Annotated in this window: 20 protein-coding genes and 1 pseudogene; 11 read left to right on the plus strand and 10 right to left on the minus strand. The window is 45.9% G+C overall.

Translation table 11 applies throughout. From position 1 onward, the window contains the following. Positions 1-16: 16 nt before the first annotated feature. Positions 17-1,207, minus strand: a pseudogene (locus CN378_RS00720) (NAD(P)/FAD-dependent oxidoreductase). 164 nt (positions 1,208-1,371) lie between these two features. Further along, the gene (locus tag CN378_RS00725; protein WP_098350020.1) at positions 1,372-1,794 is read right to left on the minus strand and encodes an organic hydroperoxide resistance protein; all 423 of its coding nucleotides are present in this window, start codon (positions 1,792-1,794) and stop codon (positions 1,372-1,374) included. Positions 1,795-1,965: 171 nt separating this feature from the next. On the opposite strand from CN378_RS00725, the gene CN378_RS00730 reads away from it, so the two are divergent. Beyond that, on the plus strand, positions 1,966-2,394 hold the full coding sequence (locus CN378_RS00730; protein ID WP_179884751.1) for a MarR family transcriptional regulator: 429 nt from the start codon (positions 1,966-1,968) through the stop codon (positions 2,392-2,394). Positions 2,395-2,548: 154 nt separating this feature from the next. Here CN378_RS00730 and CN378_RS00735 read toward each other — a convergent pair whose 3' ends face one another. Together CN378_RS00735 and CN378_RS00740 are read right to left on the minus strand one after the other, a co-directional pair. Further along, positions 2,549-2,836 carry a hypothetical protein gene (locus CN378_RS00735; protein WP_098350021.1) on the minus strand — a complete coding sequence of 96 codons (288 nt, stop codon included), beginning with the start codon at positions 2,834-2,836 and terminating at the stop codon, positions 2,549-2,551. A gap of 80 nt (positions 2,837-2,916) precedes the next feature. Further along, positions 2,917-3,456 (minus strand): flavodoxin family protein, encoded by a 540-nt coding sequence (locus tag CN378_RS00740; RefSeq protein ID WP_098350022.1) that lies wholly within the window; start codon positions 3,454-3,456, stop codon positions 2,917-2,919. A gap of 200 nt (positions 3,457-3,656) precedes the next feature. Between CN378_RS00740 and CN378_RS00745 the strand changes: the two genes are divergently transcribed. Next, the gene (locus tag CN378_RS00745; RefSeq protein ID WP_098350023.1) at positions 3,657-4,532 is read left to right on the plus strand and encodes a LysR family transcriptional regulator; all 876 of its coding nucleotides are present in this window, start codon (positions 3,657-3,659) and stop codon (positions 4,530-4,532) included. Between the two features lie 100 nt (positions 4,533-4,632). Continuing rightward, positions 4,633-5,796, plus strand: coding sequence for an iron-containing alcohol dehydrogenase (locus CN378_RS00750; protein ID WP_098350024.1), 1,164 nt, complete (start codon positions 4,633-4,635; stop codon positions 5,794-5,796). Between the two features lie 263 nt (positions 5,797-6,059). Here CN378_RS00750 and CN378_RS00755 read toward each other — a convergent pair whose 3' ends face one another. Further along, positions 6,060-6,515, minus strand: a complete 456-nt coding sequence (locus CN378_RS00755; RefSeq protein WP_098350025.1) for a hypothetical protein — start codon at positions 6,513-6,515, stop codon at positions 6,060-6,062. A gap of 91 nt (positions 6,516-6,606) precedes the next feature. Between CN378_RS00755 and CN378_RS00760 the strand changes: the two genes are divergently transcribed. The 5 genes from CN378_RS00760 to CN378_RS00780 all read left to right on the plus strand — a co-directional run bounded on the left by CN378_RS00760 (position 6,607) and on the right by CN378_RS00780 (position 12,783). Then, entirely contained in the window at positions 6,607-8,055 is a 1,449-nt protein-coding gene (locus tag CN378_RS00760) for a DEAD/DEAH box helicase (RefSeq protein ID WP_142323560.1), read from the plus strand. 139 nt (positions 8,056-8,194) lie between these two features. Next, complete coding sequence (locus tag CN378_RS00765) at positions 8,195-9,775, plus strand: long-chain-fatty-acid--CoA ligase (RefSeq protein WP_098350026.1); 1,581 nt, start codon at positions 8,195-8,197, stop codon at positions 9,773-9,775. A gap of 149 nt (positions 9,776-9,924) precedes the next feature. After that, positions 9,925-10,209, plus strand: a complete 285-nt coding sequence (locus CN378_RS00770; RefSeq protein ID WP_098350027.1) for a hypothetical protein — start codon at positions 9,925-9,927, stop codon at positions 10,207-10,209. 190 nt (positions 10,210-10,399) lie between these two features. After that, positions 10,400-11,257: a dimethylarginine dimethylaminohydrolase family protein gene (locus tag CN378_RS00775; protein WP_098350028.1), complete on the plus strand. Its 858-nt coding sequence runs from the start codon at positions 10,400-10,402 to the stop codon at positions 11,255-11,257. Positions 11,258-11,403: 146 nt separating this feature from the next. Then, complete coding sequence (locus CN378_RS00780; RefSeq protein ID WP_098350029.1) at positions 11,404-12,783, plus strand: alkaline phosphatase; 1,380 nt, start codon at positions 11,404-11,406, stop codon at positions 12,781-12,783. 54 nt (positions 12,784-12,837) lie between these two features. Here the strand turns inward: CN378_RS00780 and CN378_RS00785 are convergent, their stop codons facing one another. Beyond that, positions 12,838-13,017 (minus strand): H-type small acid-soluble spore protein, encoded by a 180-nt coding sequence (locus CN378_RS00785; protein ID WP_061809731.1) that lies wholly within the window; start codon positions 13,015-13,017, stop codon positions 12,838-12,840. Between the two features lie 111 nt (positions 13,018-13,128). Between CN378_RS00785 and CN378_RS22425 the strand changes: the two genes are divergently transcribed. Beyond that, on the plus strand, positions 13,129-13,281 hold the full coding sequence (locus CN378_RS22425) for a hypothetical protein (RefSeq protein ID WP_179884752.1): 153 nt from the start codon (positions 13,129-13,131) through the stop codon (positions 13,279-13,281). A gap of 45 nt (positions 13,282-13,326) precedes the next feature. Here CN378_RS22425 and CN378_RS22430 read toward each other — a convergent pair whose 3' ends face one another. After that, the gene (locus CN378_RS22430) at positions 13,327-13,467 is read right to left on the minus strand and encodes a hypothetical protein (RefSeq protein WP_179884753.1); all 141 of its coding nucleotides are present in this window, start codon (positions 13,465-13,467) and stop codon (positions 13,327-13,329) included. Positions 13,468-13,639: 172 nt separating this feature from the next. Here CN378_RS22430 and CN378_RS00790 point away from each other — a divergent pair, with 172 nt between their 5' ends. Further along, positions 13,640-15,034, plus strand: coding sequence for an esterase/lipase family protein (locus tag CN378_RS00790; protein ID WP_098350030.1), 1,395 nt, complete (start codon positions 13,640-13,642; stop codon positions 15,032-15,034). Between the two features lie 54 nt (positions 15,035-15,088). Here the strand turns inward: CN378_RS00790 and CN378_RS00795 are convergent, their stop codons facing one another. Beyond that, complete coding sequence (locus CN378_RS00795; RefSeq protein WP_098350031.1) at positions 15,089-15,403, minus strand: thioredoxin family protein; 315 nt, start codon at positions 15,401-15,403, stop codon at positions 15,089-15,091. A 124-nt stretch (positions 15,404-15,527) separates the two neighbouring features. Here CN378_RS00795 and CN378_RS00800 point away from each other — a divergent pair, with 124 nt between their 5' ends. Then, positions 15,528-16,568, plus strand: coding sequence for an oxidoreductase (locus CN378_RS00800; RefSeq protein WP_098350164.1), 1,041 nt, complete (start codon positions 15,528-15,530; stop codon positions 16,566-16,568). Positions 16,569-16,611: 43 nt separating this feature from the next. On the opposite strand, the gene CN378_RS00805 is transcribed toward CN378_RS00800, so the two are convergent. After that, a complete protein-coding gene (locus CN378_RS00805) occupies positions 16,612-17,718 on the minus strand; it encodes a Ger(x)C family spore germination protein (RefSeq protein ID WP_098350032.1) in 1,107 nt (368 codons plus the stop codon). Further along, a complete protein-coding gene (locus CN378_RS00810; protein WP_098350033.1) occupies positions 17,715-18,803 on the minus strand; it encodes a GerAB/ArcD/ProY family transporter in 1,089 nt (362 codons plus the stop codon). The genes CN378_RS00805 and CN378_RS00810 overlap by 4 nt, the downstream gene beginning before the upstream one ends.

Below are 18,803 nucleotides of genomic sequence, written 5' to 3' on the forward strand. Positions count from 1 at the left end.
GGTCCGTCCCTTTCATTCATCTGTCCAATTTAACAATTTCTGCATCCTGGTTTGGACGATTCAGGATGAGGTCACGGAGGATGTGGGATCCGAGCATGCTATATACAGTTCCGTTCCCTCCGTAGCCGAGCAGATAATAAACCCTGTCCTTCTCGGGGTGTCTTCCGATGTAAGGAAGGTTATCAAGTGACTCCCCGAAGCTTGCCCCCCATGCATAGTCCATCTTGATCTTCCAATCGGGAAACAGTTTCTGAACTTTTTTTTCGATCTGTTTTCCTCGTTTTTGAATTTTTTTCTCACTTTGAGGTGCTTCGGGAGGATCTTCATCCAACCCGCCGGCGATGATGCGATTATCAACCGTGGTGCGCATATATAAATAAGGTCTTTTTGTCTCCTAAATGAGGGCTCTGTCATCCCATTGGGATAAGTCTCCGATCGGTTCTGTTGCAATGGCGTAAGACCTGTTGATGTCCGATCCGATTTTTTTATTCAAGGGTGGTGTTTCATACCCTGTTGCATGAATCAAGTGCGTCGCTTGAATGATCCCGTCAGGTGTTTGGATGTTTACACCTGTAGAATGTTCTTCTATACCCGTTGCTTCGAGATTCTCAAAGATGGTTGTTTGCTTTCCTTCTTTCAAATAGTCAAAAATCCCGTTTACGAATTTGTATGGATTCACTTCTGCGTCTCCGTGGGTGATCAACGCGCCGGGCTTTGAGAAAGGCAATCGGTCCTTCATCTCTTTACGAGACCAATACTCCACTGGAAAACCGTGCTCATGCAGGGTTTGAAATTCCTTTTTTAATTTTGGGACATGTCGTGAGGTGCTCGCATAGTAAATGCTTTTTCTGCGAATGAATTCTGGAGAATCCGGCAGATTCTTCGCGACTTGTTCCAGATTCTCCACTGCTTCTAAACATAATGAGTAAAAACGGACCGCCTTCTCTTCTCCCATCTGCTCCATCAAGTCATGAAGCATGACGTCATTGGAAAACTGAAGCAGCCCTGTATTGGCGGATGAGCTGCCGGCAGCAAGTGTCCGTTTTTCAATGATGGCGACATTCAACCCCTCCTGTACGAGTGAATAAGCGCATAACGCCCCTGACATACCGCCTCCAATGATGACTGCATCATACTTTTTATCAAAATCTTCTTTTCTATTTTTTAATGTCGTTGGCCAGAACAATTGGCCGTTATGTAATTCCATCCTGGTGCCCCCATTGAAAATGAATTTGTTCTATTCCATTCCCTTGGGGCGGGAGGAACAAAACATAAATTTTTCAGGGGTATAGGGTCGGCTGATTTAAAAGGGGGGAAGGGGAGGAAAGTACAAAAAAAGGATGGGCAGCATTGGCCGCCCATCCTGTGTGATTAGAATTGTTCCGTGTGTAATTCCACTTCGATGTTTCCATTTGTCGCTTTTGAATATGGGCATACGCCATGTGCTTTTTCCACTAATTGCTTGGCTTCATCCAGTTCTACGCCATTCACGGCCACTGAAAGGACAACGCCTAATTTGAATCCGCCGTCTGTATCCTTACCGATCGAGACCTCAGCCGTTACCTTGGATTCGATTTTTTTCTTTTCCTGGCGGGACACTAAGTTAAGAGCGCTGTCGAAACAAGCCGCATAACCAGCTGCAAATAGCTGCTCAGGGTTTGTTGCTCCTTCTGCCCCGTTGCCACCAAGTGATTTTGGCATGGCAAGCGCCACATCCAATACTCCGTCACTGCTTGTTACTTTTCCTTCACGGCCACCTTTAGCCGTTGCTTTTGCTGTGTATAATGCATCCATTTCTTTCACTCCTCTTTTTTGTATTGTGCACAATTTAATTCTACAAGATCAACTATAACTGGTCTCAATTTAGTTGTCAACAATTTAGTTGTGAAAAATTAAATTTGAACACTGATACTTTTTTCGGTATGATAATCACAATTAGTATGTTCAAGAAAGGAATCGACATGTATGATGAATCCACTTTTACTGGAAAATCAAATCTGCTTTAAAATATATACAGCTGAGAGGGAGATCACGAAGCTTTACCGGAGTCTCCTGGAGGAAATCGGTGTCACGTATCCTCAATACCTGGCGCTGTTGGTATTATGGGAAGAAAGAACGATATCGGTGAAAGAACTCGGTCGAAAGCTATTCCTCGACTCCGGTACGCTCACCCCCATGCTGAAAAGGATGGAATCGAACGGGCTCGTTGAAAGGAAACGATCGGCAGAGGATGAAAGAAGCGTCCTCATCACCCTTACAGATAGAGGAAGTCAATTGAAGGACAAGGCAGAGTGTGTTCCGACCCGTTTACTCGAGCGTTTGGAAATGGACGCTGACGAATTGAAGACCCTCGATCAGACGCTGACGACGATTTTAGGGAAACTGCAGGGGTAGAAAATCATGTTTCTCCTTTTGAGGTTGGTATTGCTGTAATTGTTTGGATATTGGTTGTTTTTTTGCCGTTTTTGGCTGGATTTTCTTCCAAAACGGCACGATTTTCAACATAATCGGCGTACAAAAAAAGATAGAGCGTATCACTTACCACCCCTCATGGAGACTCTTTCTTCTCCCCTCGAAAAGCCAGCACCGAAGTCTTCAACGAAGCATAATTCCCGATTGCTGCGTATCCATAAAAAAAGCCCATGAAAATGCCCGTGACGATATGTCCCCTGTGGCTGATGAAAACGGAAATGAACAAGCCCAGTATGACGGCAATATTCGGAACCAAAAAAGACCGGGGTTTGAAGGAGACTTTTATAAGCTGTGTGAGCAGGATGATGATCGGAATGGCAATGACTGCATCCCAGAAGTTTGTGTGAATGGTAGGGAAGTCCATATGGTGCCTCCTAATGGTTTTGTTCATACTATTTCCTTATCGAGAGGGGATTAACAAAAAAAGATGACCCTCATGAGGGATCATCCTTTAAACGTGGCATTCCAGCGTTCTGCTTTCTCAAGTGCGGCTATATCGTTGACAATTTCACCAGGTTTGACTCCTGCACCGATCATGTAGTCCGCAAATTCCATATTCACGAACTGAAAAATGTAGTCAAACTGCTGAACCAGTGGAAGTCCTTTTATTTTGGCAGAAGTCCCCCCGGTGATTACCACATACGCTTTCTTCTTCGTAAGCTCTTCTTTTAAATTGAAACGGTCATCACGAAGGTACTGACTCCAGCGGTCGAAGAAATTTTTCATCGGGCCGCTCATTCCATACCAGTAAAGGGGGGTGGCGAATAATAATACATCATGCTCTTCCATCAGACGGACAAGCTGTTCGTAATCATCCCCGACTGGCAGGAAGCCTCCTTCAGAGTGGCGCAGGTCTTCGATCGGTTCGATATGCAGATCGGCAAGGGATACGACGGTATGATCGGTCCCATCGACGATTTTCTTGGCAAGATATTCGGAGTTTCCGTTTTTTCGTGTACTTCCTAACAGGGCTAATATTTTCATTGTTTAACACTCCTTTATGAATTGATTTTTTTCAGCTCGTCACATGTTGAGTGTACAGTAATTCTTCATCCCGTTGCACCTTTTGAGGCAATCAGGCCGTACGGGGGCATGCAATGAATAGGATTATACCATTGTTGGAAAGATTAAAGTTATCTATAATTATTGATACTAACTATTGTAATAAGTGATGGGAGAGGCAAATGGATCTTACCTATTTTTATACCTTCAAAGAAGTAGCCAAGTGGGGGAGTTATACGAAGACCGGGGAGGAGCTCGGATATGCCCAGTCCAGTGTGACGACCCAAATCAAGAAACTGGAGGAGCACTATAAAGTCAAGCTGTTCGAACGGGTCGGCAGGAAAATGAGGCTGACACAGTCGGGGGAAGAACTCTATTTTTATATAGACAAAATACTATCCTTGTTAGATGAGGCAGAAGAACGAATCTCGAAGGAAAGCAATCTGAGGGGGACCGTGCGGATCGGCACAGTGGAATCTCTTGCCGCTTATTTCATCACCCCCTATATAAAGGATTTGAAAGGAAGGCATCCGGAATTGAAGATCCTGCTTGAAGCAGGACTGTGCCCGAACTTAAAAGAAGGCACCCTTGAGGGGAAGTTCGATCTCTCCATCCTATTGGACCGTTTATCGGAGCATCCGGACCTGACGACGATCCCCATCCGTCAGGAGAAGTTGGTGATGATCGCCCCTCCGAAGCACCGTCTGCATTCCCTGAAGGAAATGAGCTTAAAAGAGCTTGAAACCGAAACCCTCATCCTGACGGAGGAAGGATGTTCGTATCGGGTATTACTCGAGCAATTATTAAAAGAGGAAAATGTTCAGGCCAAATCGGTCATCTCTTTCAGCAGCCTGGAGGCCATCAAACAATGTGTGGCGGATGATTTGGGGCTTGCCATCATGCCTGAGATTGCTGTAAAAAGAGACCTTGAAAGCGGAAAGGTCGTCGAGGTGCCATTTGATCATGAAAAAATTCCGGTGTATACGCAAATCGTCTATCAAAAGAAAAAATGGCTGACACCCCCGATCGCGCAATTCATTTCAGCCCTGACTACTTGAATCATCAATAATTTTGATAGGTAATATGAAAAACTATCGATAACTTCATGGGTGAAACTAGTGCTAAAATGAATGCACAATACGATTAGAGGTGCTGAACATGAACACATTTTTACAATACAATCCTACAAAGCTTTACTTCGGTAAAGATGAAGTGAAGCAGCTGTCTTCCATTCTGGATAAAGGACTGAATGTATTACTCGTCTACGGCGGGGGAAGCATCAAGCGTAATGGCGTGTATGATGATGTCATGAACGAATTGAATAAAATCGAAGCCAACGTATTCGAGCTGAGCGGAGTTGAGCCGAATCCACGGTTGACGACGGTTCGTAAGGGTGTCGCCATCTGCCGAAGCGAAGCGATCGATTTCATCCTGGCCGTAGGCGGCGGAAGCGTGATTGATTGCACAAAGGCAATTTCCGCTGGAGCAAAATACGCGGGGGACGTGTGGGAACTGATCACCGCGAAAGCTCCGATCAATGAAGCCCTTCCCTTTGGCACGGTTCTGACCCTTGCAGCGACGGGTTCAGAAATGAACTCGGTGTCCGTCATCACGAACTGGGAAACGAATGATAAATTAGGCTGGGGATCTCCACATGTGTTCCCGACGTTTTCAATCCTGGATCCTGCTTATACATTTTCTGTACCACGCGATCAGACGATTTATGGGATTGTGGACAGCATGTCCCATGCCCTTGAACACTATTTCCACCGGACTGAAAATACTCCGATGATTGACGGGTTCATAGAGTCCCTGCTGAGAACGGCGATTGCAACCGGTCCTAGGCTGCTGGAGGATCTTGATTCCTTCAAACATCGGGAAACGATGATGTACATCAGTACCACCGCCTTTAACGGAACCCTTGCCAACGGGACAGACGGCGGCGACTGGGCAACCCACCGAATCGAGCACGCGATTTCTGCGATTTATGATATTCCTCATGGCGGCGGTCTTGCCATTCTTTTCCCTAACTGGCTGGAGCATGTGCTGGAAGAAGATCCATCCCGTGTGAAACAGCTTGCGGTCAATGTGTTCGGGGTTTCGCCTGAAGGCAAGGAAGATATCGACGTGGCAAGGGAAGGGGCAAAAGCGCTCCGTGATTTCTGGACTTCACTGGGGGCCCCAAGTACACTGGCCGATTATGATATCGATGACAGTCAGTTTGATAGCATTGTCGAGAAGACGTTCATCAAACCTGGCGTCGGGACGTATAAAGTAATGGATGATAATAGTGTGCGGGATATCCTGGTTCGCTCATTGTAAAAGAGAGGATTGGGGAAGGTTGAGGTTTGGTGAAAAAAGGGTAATGGCTGGATTTTCTCTTGAAACGGCTGGATTAAGAGAGAGTTCGGCCGGATTAAGTGAGAAAACGGCTGATTAATTCATCATTTCGGCTGGATTTTCTCAAAAAACGGCTGGATTCCGACTCTGATCCGGCTACGTCCACACACATCAACCCCTTCCCACCTAAAGAAAAAAGGCGAATCGCAATCCGATTCGCCCTTTTTGTTGCCTGAAATTCACATTCACCGTCTTCGGAACCCTTCCTCACGCAAATACAAGGCCGCCTCATCATATCCGCCAAAGCTGTCCTCCAGATTGTCACCGGCATAAATATTCCAGCGGTCATCTTCTTCCAGCAAGGTGAGGGAATGCCCTTCCGCGTCTTTCCACAACTGTTCGATCGGCGGAGCTATTTCTTCTTCCGTTGCCAAGTGATTGATCGAAGCCCGAATGATCCCGCGCAGTTCATCCGCCGAAAAATCACGGATATTCACAAGCCCTTTTTGATTGGATTCATAGTCTGCAAGGCTTCCCGTATAAACAAACCCGTTACCATTCGGATGCAGGTGATACACGACGGTCGTTTTTTCATATAAACTATCTTCAAAGTGGAAGTTTACACGTTTCATGGAAACGTCCTTCCGTGAAAGCTCAGGAAACTCTTCTATGACAGCTAATTTTTCCTCAAATGTCAGCACTGTTATTCCTCATTTCATTTTACGATTTTCCCATTATAACACAGCGCCCTATTTTCTAAAGGGGATTAAAGGTATAATGGGGAACAAAGAGGTGACCCCAATGAATGATTTTACTTCCTTAGGAATTCAACCTAAGTACGTCAATGCATTAAAAGAACAATCCATAACAGAACCTACGCCGATTCAGAGCGAAACGATCCCTGTCCTCTTAAATGGAGAAGATGTGATCGGACAGGCACAGACGGGAACCGGAAAGACGATGGCGTTTCTCCTGCCCATGCTTGCCAAAATCGATCCGGCGAGAGATGAGATCCAATCGCTTATCGTAACCCCGACGCGGGAGCTTGCGATTCAAGTAACGGCTGAGTTGAATCAGATCCTTTCTTCTACGGAAGATGATATACATGTATTGGCTGTGTACGGCGGCCAGGATGTGGAGAAGCAAATTAAGAAGCTGAAGAATAAAGCGATTCATATCGTGATCGGGACGCCTGGTCGTTTGCTTGACCACGTCAGGCGGGAGACGGTTGACTTTTCACACGTGTCGTTCCTTGTGCTGGATGAAGCGGATCAGATGCTTCATATCGGCTTCTTCGATGAAGTGGAGTCGATTATCCGCGAGACGCCGTTCACCCGTCAAACAGCCCTGTTTTCAGCGACGATGTCAAAGGATATCCGTAAGATCGGCAAGCGCTATATGAACAATCCTCATAATGTCCAGATCCGTGAAAAGGAAAAAATCGTTCAAGAAATCGAGCAGGAAATCGTGGAAACGACGGATCGTCAGAAACTCGATGCACTCAGTCAAACGATCCACGATGTCCAGCCGTTTCTCGGCATCATCTTCTGCCGGACAAAAAGAAGGGTCAGCAAGCTGCTGGGCGACCTGAAAGCAAGGGGATTCCTGGTGGACGAACTGCACGGTGATCTGTCCCAGGCGAAGCGGGAAAACGTCATGAAGAAGTTCCGGGATGCGAAGCTACAGCTTCTGATCGCGACGGATGTGGCGGCCCGGGGACTCGACGTGGAAGGCGTCACCCATGTGTTTAATTATGACATCCCTCAGGATGTGGAAAGCTATATTCACAGGATCGGCCGTACGGGACGCGCCGGTAAAGACGGGCTTGCCGTCACCTTTGTCGCACTAAAGGATAAGCAGGACCTGGACATGATCGAAAAAGGCATCGGCCGTTCATTGCCACGTCGTATCGTGGAGGTTGAAGCTTCGAAGGAAACCCCAAATGTCCATAAGGGATCCAATGAAAGTGCGAAGGAACGGCGGGAAAAGAATATTCAAGCCAATAAAGAGCGCAGTGCAAGATCTCCCCGTGGAGGACGGTCCCGTAACAGCGACGGTGGTGACTCTTCACGCAGCCGCCGCTCGAGAAGGGAAGAATCATCATCCCGGCGTGGAGGATCTTCTGCCGGTCCAACAGGGGGCAGACAATCCGGCCCGGGTGCTTCCGGCAAACCAAGAAGCAATTCCGGCGCCAAAAGAAACAGTCCGGGCAAATCATCTTCAACCAGAAGGGGACGCTGACCCGTCAAGCATGGTGACTTACTTGTCACCATGCTTTTTTTGATGGAATTAATTTCAGAATATTCCCAATTAATAAATCGAATCTGCTAAAATAATCAATATAGCAGTCATTATCGAACAGAGGGGATGGGTTGTACATATGCATGTACCATTAGTGTTGACGGATTTTCTGGATCGCGCAGTCGAGCAGTACGGGGATAAGGTGGCGATCATTGATGATGTGAAGCGTTTGACGTATAGGCAGCTGAATGCACGTGTGAACCAACTTTCCAGGGGGCTGAAGGAGTTCGGGATTGAAAAAGGGGACAAGGTGGCATATCTCGCCCCGAATACCACGGAGATGCTGGAGGGATTCTACGGGGTCTATGGAGTCGGAGGGGTCATGACGCCGCTTAATACGCGTTTAAAGCCGGCAGATTATCAATTTATTCTGACTCATAGTGAGGCGAAAGCCTTATTCGTGGATGAGGAACTGTATCCTCTCGTACAGCCGATTTTGTCTAAGGTGCCGTCTTTAGAGCATATTGTCATCCATGGTGAGTCGGTGGATGGTCATCCCGGCTATGACGAGTGGCGCAGTTCATTCAGTGACGAAGCCTTCGATCGCGTGGAACTGGAAGAAACGGATATTGCTTCCTTATTGTATACGAGCGGAACGACAGGGGATCCGAAGGGCGTACTCCTCACCCACAGGTCCAATTATCTGCATGCCCTTTCATCCATGCATCATTTACGGGTCTCGGATCAGGATACCCTTCTCCATGTCCTACCAATGTTCCATGTAAATGGCTGGGGGTCACCATTTTATTATACGGCCAACGGTGCGACACAGGTGATGCTTAGAAAAGTAGACCCGGAGTACATCCTGGATAAAGTCGAGAAGCATGGGGTGACGGTTATGCATATGGCACCGACCGTTCTGAACATGCTTCTGGAAACCTATCCAAACAGGGAGCGGACGATCGGGCAACAAGTTAGGGTTGTCATTGCGGGCTCGGCTCCACCACCGGCATTTGTCCGGAAGGTGGAAGAGGATCTGAAGTGGGAGTTCATCCAGGTGTACGGAATGACTGAAATCTCTCCACTCATCACCACTTCCATCCTGAGGTCCTCCGAACAGGATCGACCTAAGGAAGAAAAGTACCGGTTAAAGGCGAAAGCCGGTTACAGCATGATCGGCAGCAAGGTGAAAGTAGTGGATGAGTTCGGAAAGGAAGTGCCCCATGATGGAAAAGCGATAGGGGAAATTGTGACAAGGACGAATACGGTGATGGAAGGATATTATAAAAATCCTGAAGCAACCAATCACACGATCAGGGATGGCTGGCTCCATACCGGGGATATGGCGACGGTTGATGAAGATGGCTTCATTGAAATCGTCGATCGGATGAAAGACGTCATCATCAGTGGGGGAGAAAACATTTCGTCTATCGAAGTGGAGGGGGCCCTTTATGAGCATGATAGTGTCCTGGAAGCGGCCGTGGTGGCCGTCCCCCATGAGCGTTGGGGAGAAGTGCCCCATGCAGTGGTTGTCCTCAGGGAGGGCCACAGCATAACAGATAAGGACCTTATCGAGTTCACCAGGGAAAAGCTTGCCCACTTCAAGGCCCCAAAGAGCATAACCTTTGCGGAGGAATTACCCAAAACCGCATCGGGAAAGATCCAAAAGGTCGTCATCAGAAAAGAATTCTGGAAGGATCATGATCGGATGGTTCATTAGGAAGTTTTATTTTGGCGTGCGACAGCACGCTTTTTTCTTTGGATAACAAAGGGCTTATTTCCAAAAGCTAACTTATTTGTTTATAACAATCTATTCGTGGTAAACAAGAACTAAGCACTTACAGACTACACTTCAAAGGAGAGATATTAATGAAAACAAGAAATTTATTACTAACTTTACCGCTGAGTGCAGGCTTGGTTTTAGCTGGTTGTGGAAATGATGAAGGTGCCGAAGAGGAAAGTAATAACGTGGAGCAGCAGGACACTTCTCAAGATGAAAGCAATATGGATGAAGGGTCAAAAAACGAAGATTCCATGAACGGAGACAAAGCGGCTGAAGAAGATAATGAAGGTACGCTTAATGAAGATCCTTCCGGTGAAACGTTGAATGATGACGAGGTTGATAAGGACGATAAAGCCTCAGAAGAACAATAGAAGGCACGTTGAAAAGGGCTCAGCTGAGTCCTTTTTTTATTGGAGTGGAGAAGTAGCCCATCTAACACCCATTCACCAAGCGCGTTGTCCCTGTTCAGGATGCACCTGCATAATTTATAAAAAGGACGTTTTATCATCATAATAACAGGGAAAAGCAGTTTTTAAGAGTAGACAATTGGAGGGAGTAAAGATGAGTTTGAATTCCCCGTTGGTTCCCAATACGAAAACCTATTGTACCAATGAGTATGGAAAGTTGAAAAAAGTGGTGGTGGTTTCACCCGAGAATATGCAAATCAATGAAATCATAAATGAGACTCAAAAGCATTTCTTAAACGAAAATATCAATATAGATAAAGCCGTTCAACAACATGAAACGTTTGTAGAAGTGCTGGAGAAGCATGGTTCCGAGGTCATTCATCTTCAACCATCCCAGGAGTTGAATGAGCAGGTCTTTACAAGGGACATCGGTTTCTCGATTCATGATCAGTTTTTCGTTGCTTCGATGAATACTGATGTCAGGAGGGGGGAAGTGAAGACCCTCAAGAAGTGGCTGAAGGAGAATGCTGTCCCTTACAGCGAGCTTATGCATTCCATCGAGGGAGGGGATGTCCTTGTTGACGGGCAGGATATCTGGGTCGGCGTGAGTGGCCGGACAAACCAATTGGCCATCCAATCATTGCGGAATCAGCTTGCCCCTTACACCGTTCATGAACTGCCTTTAAGGGAAGACATCCTTCATTTGGATTGTGTGTTTACCATCATTTCAAGTGATTGGGCACTTGTGTACCCACCGGCCTTTTCAAAAGGGGACCTCGAGACCATCAAGAAGCATTATAATGTCATCACCGTCACAGATGAGGAACAATTTCAAATGGGACCGAATGTGTTGGCGATCGGTAATCATAAGATCATCAGTCTCACCCAGAACCATGCCTTAAATGAGCGGATCAGGGCGAAAGGGTTCGAGGTGATCGAACTGGATTTATCTGAAATCATTAAATCGGGCGGTTCATTCCGCTGCTGTACGCTGCCTCTTATAAGGGAGTGAGTGTGATGAATGAAAAACAGGTGACTTTATGCCTGTTTTTTTCATTTTTACATAAGCTTTACACACCTGTATTCGTTTTGTAAATGGTTCTTCATACTTTCCCTTTATTCTTCTACATGTACCACGAATTTTAGGAGGTAGGGAAAATGAAGAAATCGATGAAGAAGATCCTTCCGTTAGCGGTTGTGTCAACATTAGCTCTTGGAAGTGTAATAGGGATGAATCAAGACAACACAGAAGCGCAGGCAAAGGAATCTAAAAATGGCAAAGCCAAGAACGTCATCTTTATGATCGGTGATGGTATGGGGGTTCCTTACACCACCGGCCTTCGTTATATGAATGACAATCCAGATACAGTCGAAATGGAAAAAACGGCATTCGATCCTTACCTTGTCGGACTGCAGACGACGTATCCGGAAGATGAAGAAGAAAATGTAACAGATTCGGCAGCTGCTGCTACTGCGATGAGCGGCGGAGTGAAAACATATAATAACGCGATTGCCGTTGACAATGATAAATCAAATGTAAAAACAGTATTAGAGCAGGCGAAAGAAAATGGCATGTCTACAGGAATTGTCGCCACATCTGAAATTACACATGCGACTCCTGCATCTTACGGAGCACATGAAGAGCAGCGTAAAAGCGAAAATGCGATTGCCGACGACTATTATGATGAAATGATCAACGGAGAGCATAAAATTGACGTTATGCTTGGGGGAGGAACAGACTTCTTTGAACGCGAAGACCGTAATCTTGCCGAGCAGTTCCAAAAAGATGGATACAGCTATGTGAAATCAGCTGAAGAACTGAAAAACGATGACAATGAACAAGTTCTAGGTCTTTTCTCAGAAGTCGGAATGGACAAGATGATCGACCGAGATGAGAAGCAGCCGAGCCTGGCGGATATGACAACCGCAGCTCTTGATCGATTAAAAGGTGATAAAGACGGATTCTTCCTCATGGTAGAAGGAAGTCAAATCGACTGGGCAGGTCATGATAATGATGTAGTCGGTGCCATGAGTGAAATGAGAGACTTTGAACAAGCGTTTGAAAAAGTAAGAGATTTTGCGAAAGAAAATGGAGAAACCCTTGTCATCGTGACGGCAGATCACTCTACAGGTGGAATCTCAATTGGTTCTGATGGTGAGTACAAGTGGGATCCAACACCGATCCAAGCTGCAAAACATACACCTGACTTTATGGCAGAGCAAATTGTGAATGGTGCTTCTGTTGAAGAAACGTTAGCGAATAATATCGACCTTGAACTGACGCAGGAAGAAATCGCTTCTGTGAAAGCCGCAGCTGAAAAAGGCGATAAAACCGAAATCGATAATGCGATCGAGAAGATTTTTGACAAACGTTCAGGTACAGGCTGGACAACAGGCGGACACACTGGTGACGAGGTACCTGTGTATGCGTTCGGTCCACAAAAAGAAAAATTCGCCGGCTTGATCGATAACACGGATCAAGCAAAAATGATCTTTGAATTATTGAAGAATAAAGGAAAAATCAAAGATCAAAAATAATGCTCCAAGAGAAAAGACCATGCCGGGTGAATCCCTGCATGGTCTTTTCTTCCATTATACTTCTTCTAAATCGGAAACACTTACTTCAGAACGTTCTTCCAACGGTCCGCGAAGGTGGACAACGGCCGTTTTACCGTCTTCAGATACAGAGTCGATCCATACCGATGCATCCTTGTATTTGACCTGGATGTCGGCTGAAGAAGATAAAATCTGTTTAACTCGATTTTGGTCCATAATCATTTCCTCCTATCATTTTTCAATGCTTAGTGTATCCAAGTTCAGGAAAACCATGTCCGCATAATTCCACTGGGGAATTGATACTCTATTAGTGAAAGGATGAGGATAATGAAAAAGCAGCATGAAAGAATGTCGGCAACAGAAGCCAATATTGAGTTGAATGAACGATTGTATGGAGACAGGGAAAGGCAAGCGGGTCCCCCTCACATCCATGTTGAATCCAACATGATCCCTGTGAGTATCTCTGACGACGATGAGTGAATGATAGTCAAAAACCTGCCAGAAGGGATTCGGGCAGGTTTTTGGTTATTTCGTCTTGTTTTTCTGGTCTTTATTATGTTTATTTCCCTTGCTGTTGTCCCCGCTTGTGATCTCTGTTGCAAATTCCGTCGTGCCCCGCTTAGGTGAGTTTTGATTCTCGCTTCCCCGGTTGTTTTTCTTTGTCATATGAATTCCTCCATTTCAGTAGGTTCACGTTTAGTTTTCGTTAAGATAAAGAGTCCTATACTGCGCGTAGAGAATATATGTCTTTCTTCCTGGATTTTACATCGGGGGTGAAATTTTTTTCCGGCTGAACGATAATGAAGGAAAGAACGTCTTTCAATGGGGGGAAAGAACGATGCACGAAAGTATGAAAGGAAAACAGAACGGTCCGGGAATACCCGGCACATGGTTTAAGGATGAAGAGGCAGCGAATACGGAAGGATATCCGATTTTATTTGTTCATGGCATCAACTCATCCTCAGCTGCGTGGATAAAGGAGAATGACATGCTTCCCATCACCCGGGGAGCCGGTTACCAATCGGTGTTCATCGAATTGCATCCAGATGAAGACATGTGGAGGAACGGGGAGATGTTGGCAGACAAGCTCCGCGAAATGTACGAATACTTTAATGAAAAGATTGTGGTGGTGGGTCACAGTAAAGGAGGGATCGATACTCAAGCGGCACTGATCCATTACGGAGCTTCTCCCTATGTAGAAAGGGTCATCACACTGTCGACGCCCCATCACGGATCAGAGCTTGCAGACCTTGCCTTCAGTAAATGGGCAGGGTGGCTGACGGATGCGTTGAAAAGCAAGACACCCGCCGTCTTTTCACTGCAAACGGGTTATATGAAGGGTTTCCGGTCAGAGACAGACGGACAGGACCCAGTGAAGGACGTCCCGATCTATACATTTGGAGGCACAGGCTGGGGTGGGGCCAACTCTGAACTGTTTTGGGGAGGTTTATACTTAAGCCGTTTCGGTCAAAGTGACGGAGCCGTGCTGGTGAGAAGCTCGCGGCTTCCTTATGCCAAAGAAGTGGCCGTACAGGACTGGACTCATACCACCATTAAAAAAGGCAGCGAGGTATTCCCTTTTTTGAAGAATCTTTACACCGAAATGGTGAAAGAGGTTCCGTATGCAAAGGTGAGCGAAATGGCTTCAGAAGATGAAACCTCTGTTCTTCACAGGGGCGGGGAATTCGATGGGACAGTCGTGGAAAGCTTCTTTGTCGAAGAAGGAATGGGGAAGATCACCGTTGATTGGATCAGTAACCTAAGTGACTCCGCTTATGAGCTGGTGAGTCCGGACGGCCAACTATATAAGCAATGGGGCATGGCAGAAGACGCAACGGGCTATTTCCCCGGTGCGTATCATCATTCGATCCTGCTTTCCGACCCCCTTTCAGGCAGGTGGGAGGTGAGGGCCAAATCGGGTCAAAGAGAACATTACATGGTTAGCATTCTCTTTCATAAAAAGAGAAAAGAGGTGGTGAGCGCATTGGGTGGGGGTGATACTGTTTTAAAGAGGACCTATACCATACACTATATCCCGATGCAGAGTGGAAAGAAATCTTCCGTACTCATCACCACAGAAGACTTGACCTCCCTGCCACTTGCTGACTTTGATGAAGGAATCCATAACATCACCCTCGACATAGAAGGCAAGACGTCGCTGGGAAATGAATACCAGCGAACGAAGATTCAGACGGTATATGTCGATGGAAAAGGAAATATTTATGGAATGTAAAATAAGAAACGACAAAGGTCCGTCCCTCTTCATAATGAGGGACGGACCTTCAGGTTATAGTGTGTTCAGGAATTCTGTCACTTGTTCCGGCGATTTGGCGTTGGCGCTGTGCAGATGGGCTTGTTTTTCGCCGTTTTTGTATACCAGCAGGCTCGGAATGCCCATGACGTCATATTTTTCGGCGATTTCCGGGAATTCGTCCTTATTGATGTCATACCATTTATATTGATTGAACTCTTCCATGATTTCATCAATGAACATGTCCATGCGACGGCAGTCCGGACACCAGTCCGCATGGAATTTTACGATGACTGGCTCTGGTGATGAGATGAGATCGTCAAAGGTTTCTTTGTTTTTGATTGATTGCATGATGATAACCTCCCTTTTCCACTTATTTTATACAAAACCCCGCCCGATTGTAAAACGAATCATTTTTCGTCCGATCTTGTACATGATAATATAGGAATACATTTTGAAAGAAAAAGGTGACATTATGCAGCCCATTAAAGTAGGTTTGGCAGGATACGGATTTTCAGGACAAAGCTTTCATCGTCCATTACTCTCCCATTTAGAGGAATATCATATTGAAGCGGTCATGTCCTCCAATGAAGAAAAAGTATTGAATGACATCGAGGGAGCCACAGTGGTGTCCTCACTCGGCGAACTGCTTCAGGAAGACATAGATTTAGTCGTGATCACGACACCTAATCACCTTCACTATCAAATGATCAAACAATCATTATTATCAGGTAAACATGTCATCGTCGAGAAACCCTTTGTAACGGACTCAAGAGAAGGGGAAGAGCTCCTGACACTGGCAGAAGAGAGAGGGCTCCATCTTTCCGTTTTCCATAATCGGCGCTGGGATGCCGACTTCTTGACCATTCAGAAATTGTTGAAAGAAGAAACGCTTGGAAAGATTTATACATATGAAGCGCATTTTGATCGTTTCCGGCCAACCATCAAGGACCGGTGGAAAGAGAACAAAATGGAGGGGGCAGGCGTACTGTACGATCTCGGCTCTCATCTTCTCGATCAGGCCCTTACCCTGTTTGGGACCCCGAAATGGGTGCAGGCCGATGTCTTCCCTCAGCGCAATCCTGACAAAGCGGAGGATTACTTCCTCATCACACTCGGATACGATGTATTGAGAGTGCAGCTTTATTCACGGTCCATCGTGCTCGATCCCGGCCCCCGCTATCAGGTCCATGGGCGTAAAGGAAGCTTTGTGAAACACGGGATGGATCGTCAGGAAGATGATTTAAAAGCAGGGAAAAATCCTCTTTCAGAAGAGTGGGGGATGGAAGACGAAGAAAATTGGGGTTTACTCACGACCATTTTGGAGGAAGAAGTGACATCGGAGGTCATACCTTCGGAAAAAGGGGATTACACCCAATATTACCTGGGGATGTATGATAGCATAAAACGAAACAGGCCACTTCCGGTCGATCCCCGGGACGCTTTACTGGTGATCAAAATAATTGAAGCTTGTAAAGAGAGTGCGGAAACCGGACGCACCATCATCATGGACTAAAAAAGGAAAGGCTCCCTGACTATTTGGGAGCCTTTTTCCGTATCTATTCAACCGTACCTGCTTCAAGGATCTGAACCCTGGCATCTACATTGAATTTCACCCGGGGATAAATGCTCTCGTTCCATTCTTTGAAATCGAATCCCCGTATACCATGCTTCTGGTTCTGGCCGATACCGACAGGATCGATTCCCATCTCCTGAAACTCCTTCAGCATTTTCATGCAGTTTTTTTCAATATCTTTTTTCATTTGTTTTTCCACTTCCACCACTTTTCCCGGGGTCAATTTCTTACCTGTATACTCACGGATGATGCCCCTCAGTTTTATCCTTATGGTCACTTCCACCGGGTCGGAGTGATGCTTGAAGATGATTTTGTTTTTAGATTTTAGACTTGTTACAGACGCCTCGATGGACTTCTCGACATGGCCGCTTCTTTTTTCAGTCCCCATTTTAATGACATGGCTTCCTTCAGCATATTTATCAACCAATAGCTTGAAGAAGAACATATCATTAGCAGGGATCTTTTTGACCATTTTATCTTTATCAAACAATGCAACGCCTGTAATCCCGACACTTTCATTTGAAAGTTGCTTCAAGATGGGAAGATAAGGAGTCTGCCCTTGCTGGAAATAGTCAAATAAAAATAAATGAAGATTGGTTTCCGGTAATTCTCTCCGGGTGATATTATGATGGATCAAATTAGAAAGGTACGTTCCGTTTCCCCTTAATCCGTAATTCCCTTTTATGAGCTCTCCTGCTTCCCCTTCAGCAACCGTAATATAGACACGTGCCCCGACGCTCGCATCCCTTTGCAGGGAATCACCGATATCGATGACCCCTTTCTTCGCCAGCTCTTCCCCGATTAACACGACGTCCAGACTTCCCCGTACCAGGGGCTGCTGAGATCTTCTTTCTAACTTTTCCAGTACTTCCCTGGTTGAGGAAGCTTCGGCTGATAGGGTTCCGTTTTGAATCGATTTATCGGCTAAATAGATGGGGAAAAGGGCGGTCCCCCTGATTTTATCCTCCCCTACATAGTCATAGGCCTTCCCCGTTTCAATGTATAGATCATCCAGGATCTCCTTTTCCACACATCCTGTAAGGAACAGAAAGCAAACGAGGAGAGAAACGATTCCATATCGTCTGTTCATTGTTTATCCCTCACTTTCTTCATGATGATCACAAGCAGTAAGAGTGCAGGTACGTAGAAGTAGTTAATATAAAATCCAATTTGCCCTGATAACGTATTCAGGAAATTCACCTGTTTTCGATCAGTGAAAAACGTGAGGGCGGATAGGCACAGGATGGAGATGATCAATAATGTATGCCGGTGCTTCAAAGGGGTCATCCGCTTTAAGATCCTGCTGGCACACCAGATGGCGATGCAAGTGTTTGGAAGGATGATCAAACACCAATTGGCAATCCCGATGTACTCAAATCGCTCCACGAATGGCATTTCGACGATCTTCCACATGGAAAGGGTGGCCCAGACGGTCTTCTCCAGCTGCTTCTGGCTAAAAAACGCAAACGAAATAACGGCTAACAACGTGTATAGAGTAGTCGTGGCGAATAGACCCCAGTGGGCATACTTTTGCGATTTCTTTGCGTCTTTCACAAAGGGATAGAGAATCAATATGGATTCATAGCCCAGATACGTCAGGGACATATTCTTGGTCGAAATAAGGATGTCTTTTAGCGAATGATCGAAGACCGGCAGAACATTCCGGAAGTCTGCATATTGAAACGTGAAGGCAAAGGTCAGAACGAGATAACTTGGAAGAATGATGCCGAAAAAGGCCGTACCGGTAATTGTCCGGACCCCGCCGTTTACAATATAATACACAAGCACAAGAAAGAATAAAGAAAAAAAGAACGTACTCAATCTCGGATACATCCACACCTGTAACACTTCGATATATGTACGCATGATGGTGATCACGAGCAGGCTGAAGTAGAGGACAAAAATCAGATTGAACACATTCCCAATCCATTTTCCGAAGGCGAGAGTATGGGCAGATACAAGGTCCCCCTCCACCGTGTTTAAAATGTGGTACATCATGATCATGATGACGTGAGTGAATATACCGGCAAGAATGACGGCAATCCAGCCATCATATCCTGCGTTTTTTGAAATGATTCGCTGAAACCCCAATACTCCCGCCCCCACTTGAATGGCATGAACGAGAAAGAAGACAAGGAACGGCGATATTTTTCTTCTATCGGGAATCGGCTGCAT

Origin of the sequence: Bacillus sp. AFS015802 (assembly GCF_002561455.1) — a bacterium.
Lineage (GTDB): Bacteria > Bacillota > Bacilli > Bacillales > Bacillaceae_B > Rossellomorea.

What these genes read in the sequence shown, in the direction of transcription:
- CN378_RS00745 (WP_098350023.1), top strand. Translation starts at nt 3,657, where the DNA reads ATGGATCTTACCTATTTTTATACCTTCAAAGAAGTAGCCAAGTGGGGG.
- CN378_RS00805 (WP_098350032.1), bottom strand. Translation starts at nt 17,718, where the DNA reads ATGAACAGACGATATGGAATCGTTTCTCTCCTCGTTTGCTTTCTGTTC.
- CN378_RS22430 (WP_179884753.1), bottom strand. Translation starts at nt 13,467, where the DNA reads ATGACAAAGAAAAACAACCGGGGAAGCGAGAATCAAAACTCACCTAAG.
- CN378_RS00800 (WP_098350164.1), top strand. Translation starts at nt 15,528, where the DNA reads ATGCAGCCCATTAAAGTAGGTTTGGCAGGATACGGATTTTCAGGACAA.
- CN378_RS22425 (WP_179884752.1), top strand. Translation starts at nt 13,129, where the DNA reads ATGAAAAAGCAGCATGAAAGAATGTCGGCAACAGAAGCCAATATTGAG.
- CN378_RS00795 (WP_098350031.1), bottom strand. Translation starts at nt 15,403, where the DNA reads ATGCAATCAATCAAAAACAAAGAAACCTTTGACGATCTCATCTCATCA.
- CN378_RS00740 (WP_098350022.1), bottom strand. Translation starts at nt 3,456, where the DNA reads ATGAAAATATTAGCCCTGTTAGGAAGTACACGAAAAAACGGAAACTCC.
- CN378_RS00810 (WP_098350033.1), bottom strand. Translation starts at nt 18,803, where the DNA reads ATGCAGCCGATTCCCGATAGAAGAAAAATATCGCCGTTCCTTGTCTTC.
- CN378_RS00735 (WP_098350021.1), bottom strand. Translation starts at nt 2,836, where the DNA reads ATGGACTTCCCTACCATTCACACAAACTTCTGGGATGCAGTCATTGCC.
- CN378_RS00725 (WP_098350020.1), bottom strand. Translation starts at nt 1,794, where the DNA reads ATGGATGCATTATACACAGCAAAAGCAACGGCTAAAGGTGGCCGTGAA.
- CN378_RS00790 (WP_098350030.1), top strand. Translation starts at nt 13,640, where the DNA reads ATGCACGAAAGTATGAAAGGAAAACAGAACGGTCCGGGAATACCCGGC.
- CN378_RS00770 (WP_098350027.1), top strand. Translation starts at nt 9,925, where the DNA reads ATGAAAACAAGAAATTTATTACTAACTTTACCGCTGAGTGCAGGCTTG.
- CN378_RS00730 (WP_179884751.1), top strand. Translation starts at nt 1,966, where the DNA reads ATGATGAATCCACTTTTACTGGAAAATCAAATCTGCTTTAAAATATAT.
- CN378_RS00780 (WP_098350029.1), top strand. Translation starts at nt 11,404, where the DNA reads ATGAAGAAATCGATGAAGAAGATCCTTCCGTTAGCGGTTGTGTCAACA.
- CN378_RS00775 (WP_098350028.1), top strand. Translation starts at nt 10,400, where the DNA reads ATGAGTTTGAATTCCCCGTTGGTTCCCAATACGAAAACCTATTGTACC.
- CN378_RS00765 (WP_098350026.1), top strand. Translation starts at nt 8,195, where the DNA reads ATGCATGTACCATTAGTGTTGACGGATTTTCTGGATCGCGCAGTCGAG.
- CN378_RS00750 (WP_098350024.1), top strand. Translation starts at nt 4,633, where the DNA reads ATGAACACATTTTTACAATACAATCCTACAAAGCTTTACTTCGGTAAA.
- CN378_RS00785 (WP_061809731.1), bottom strand. Translation starts at nt 13,017, where the DNA reads ATGGACCAAAATCGAGTTAAACAGATTTTATCTTCTTCAGCCGACATC.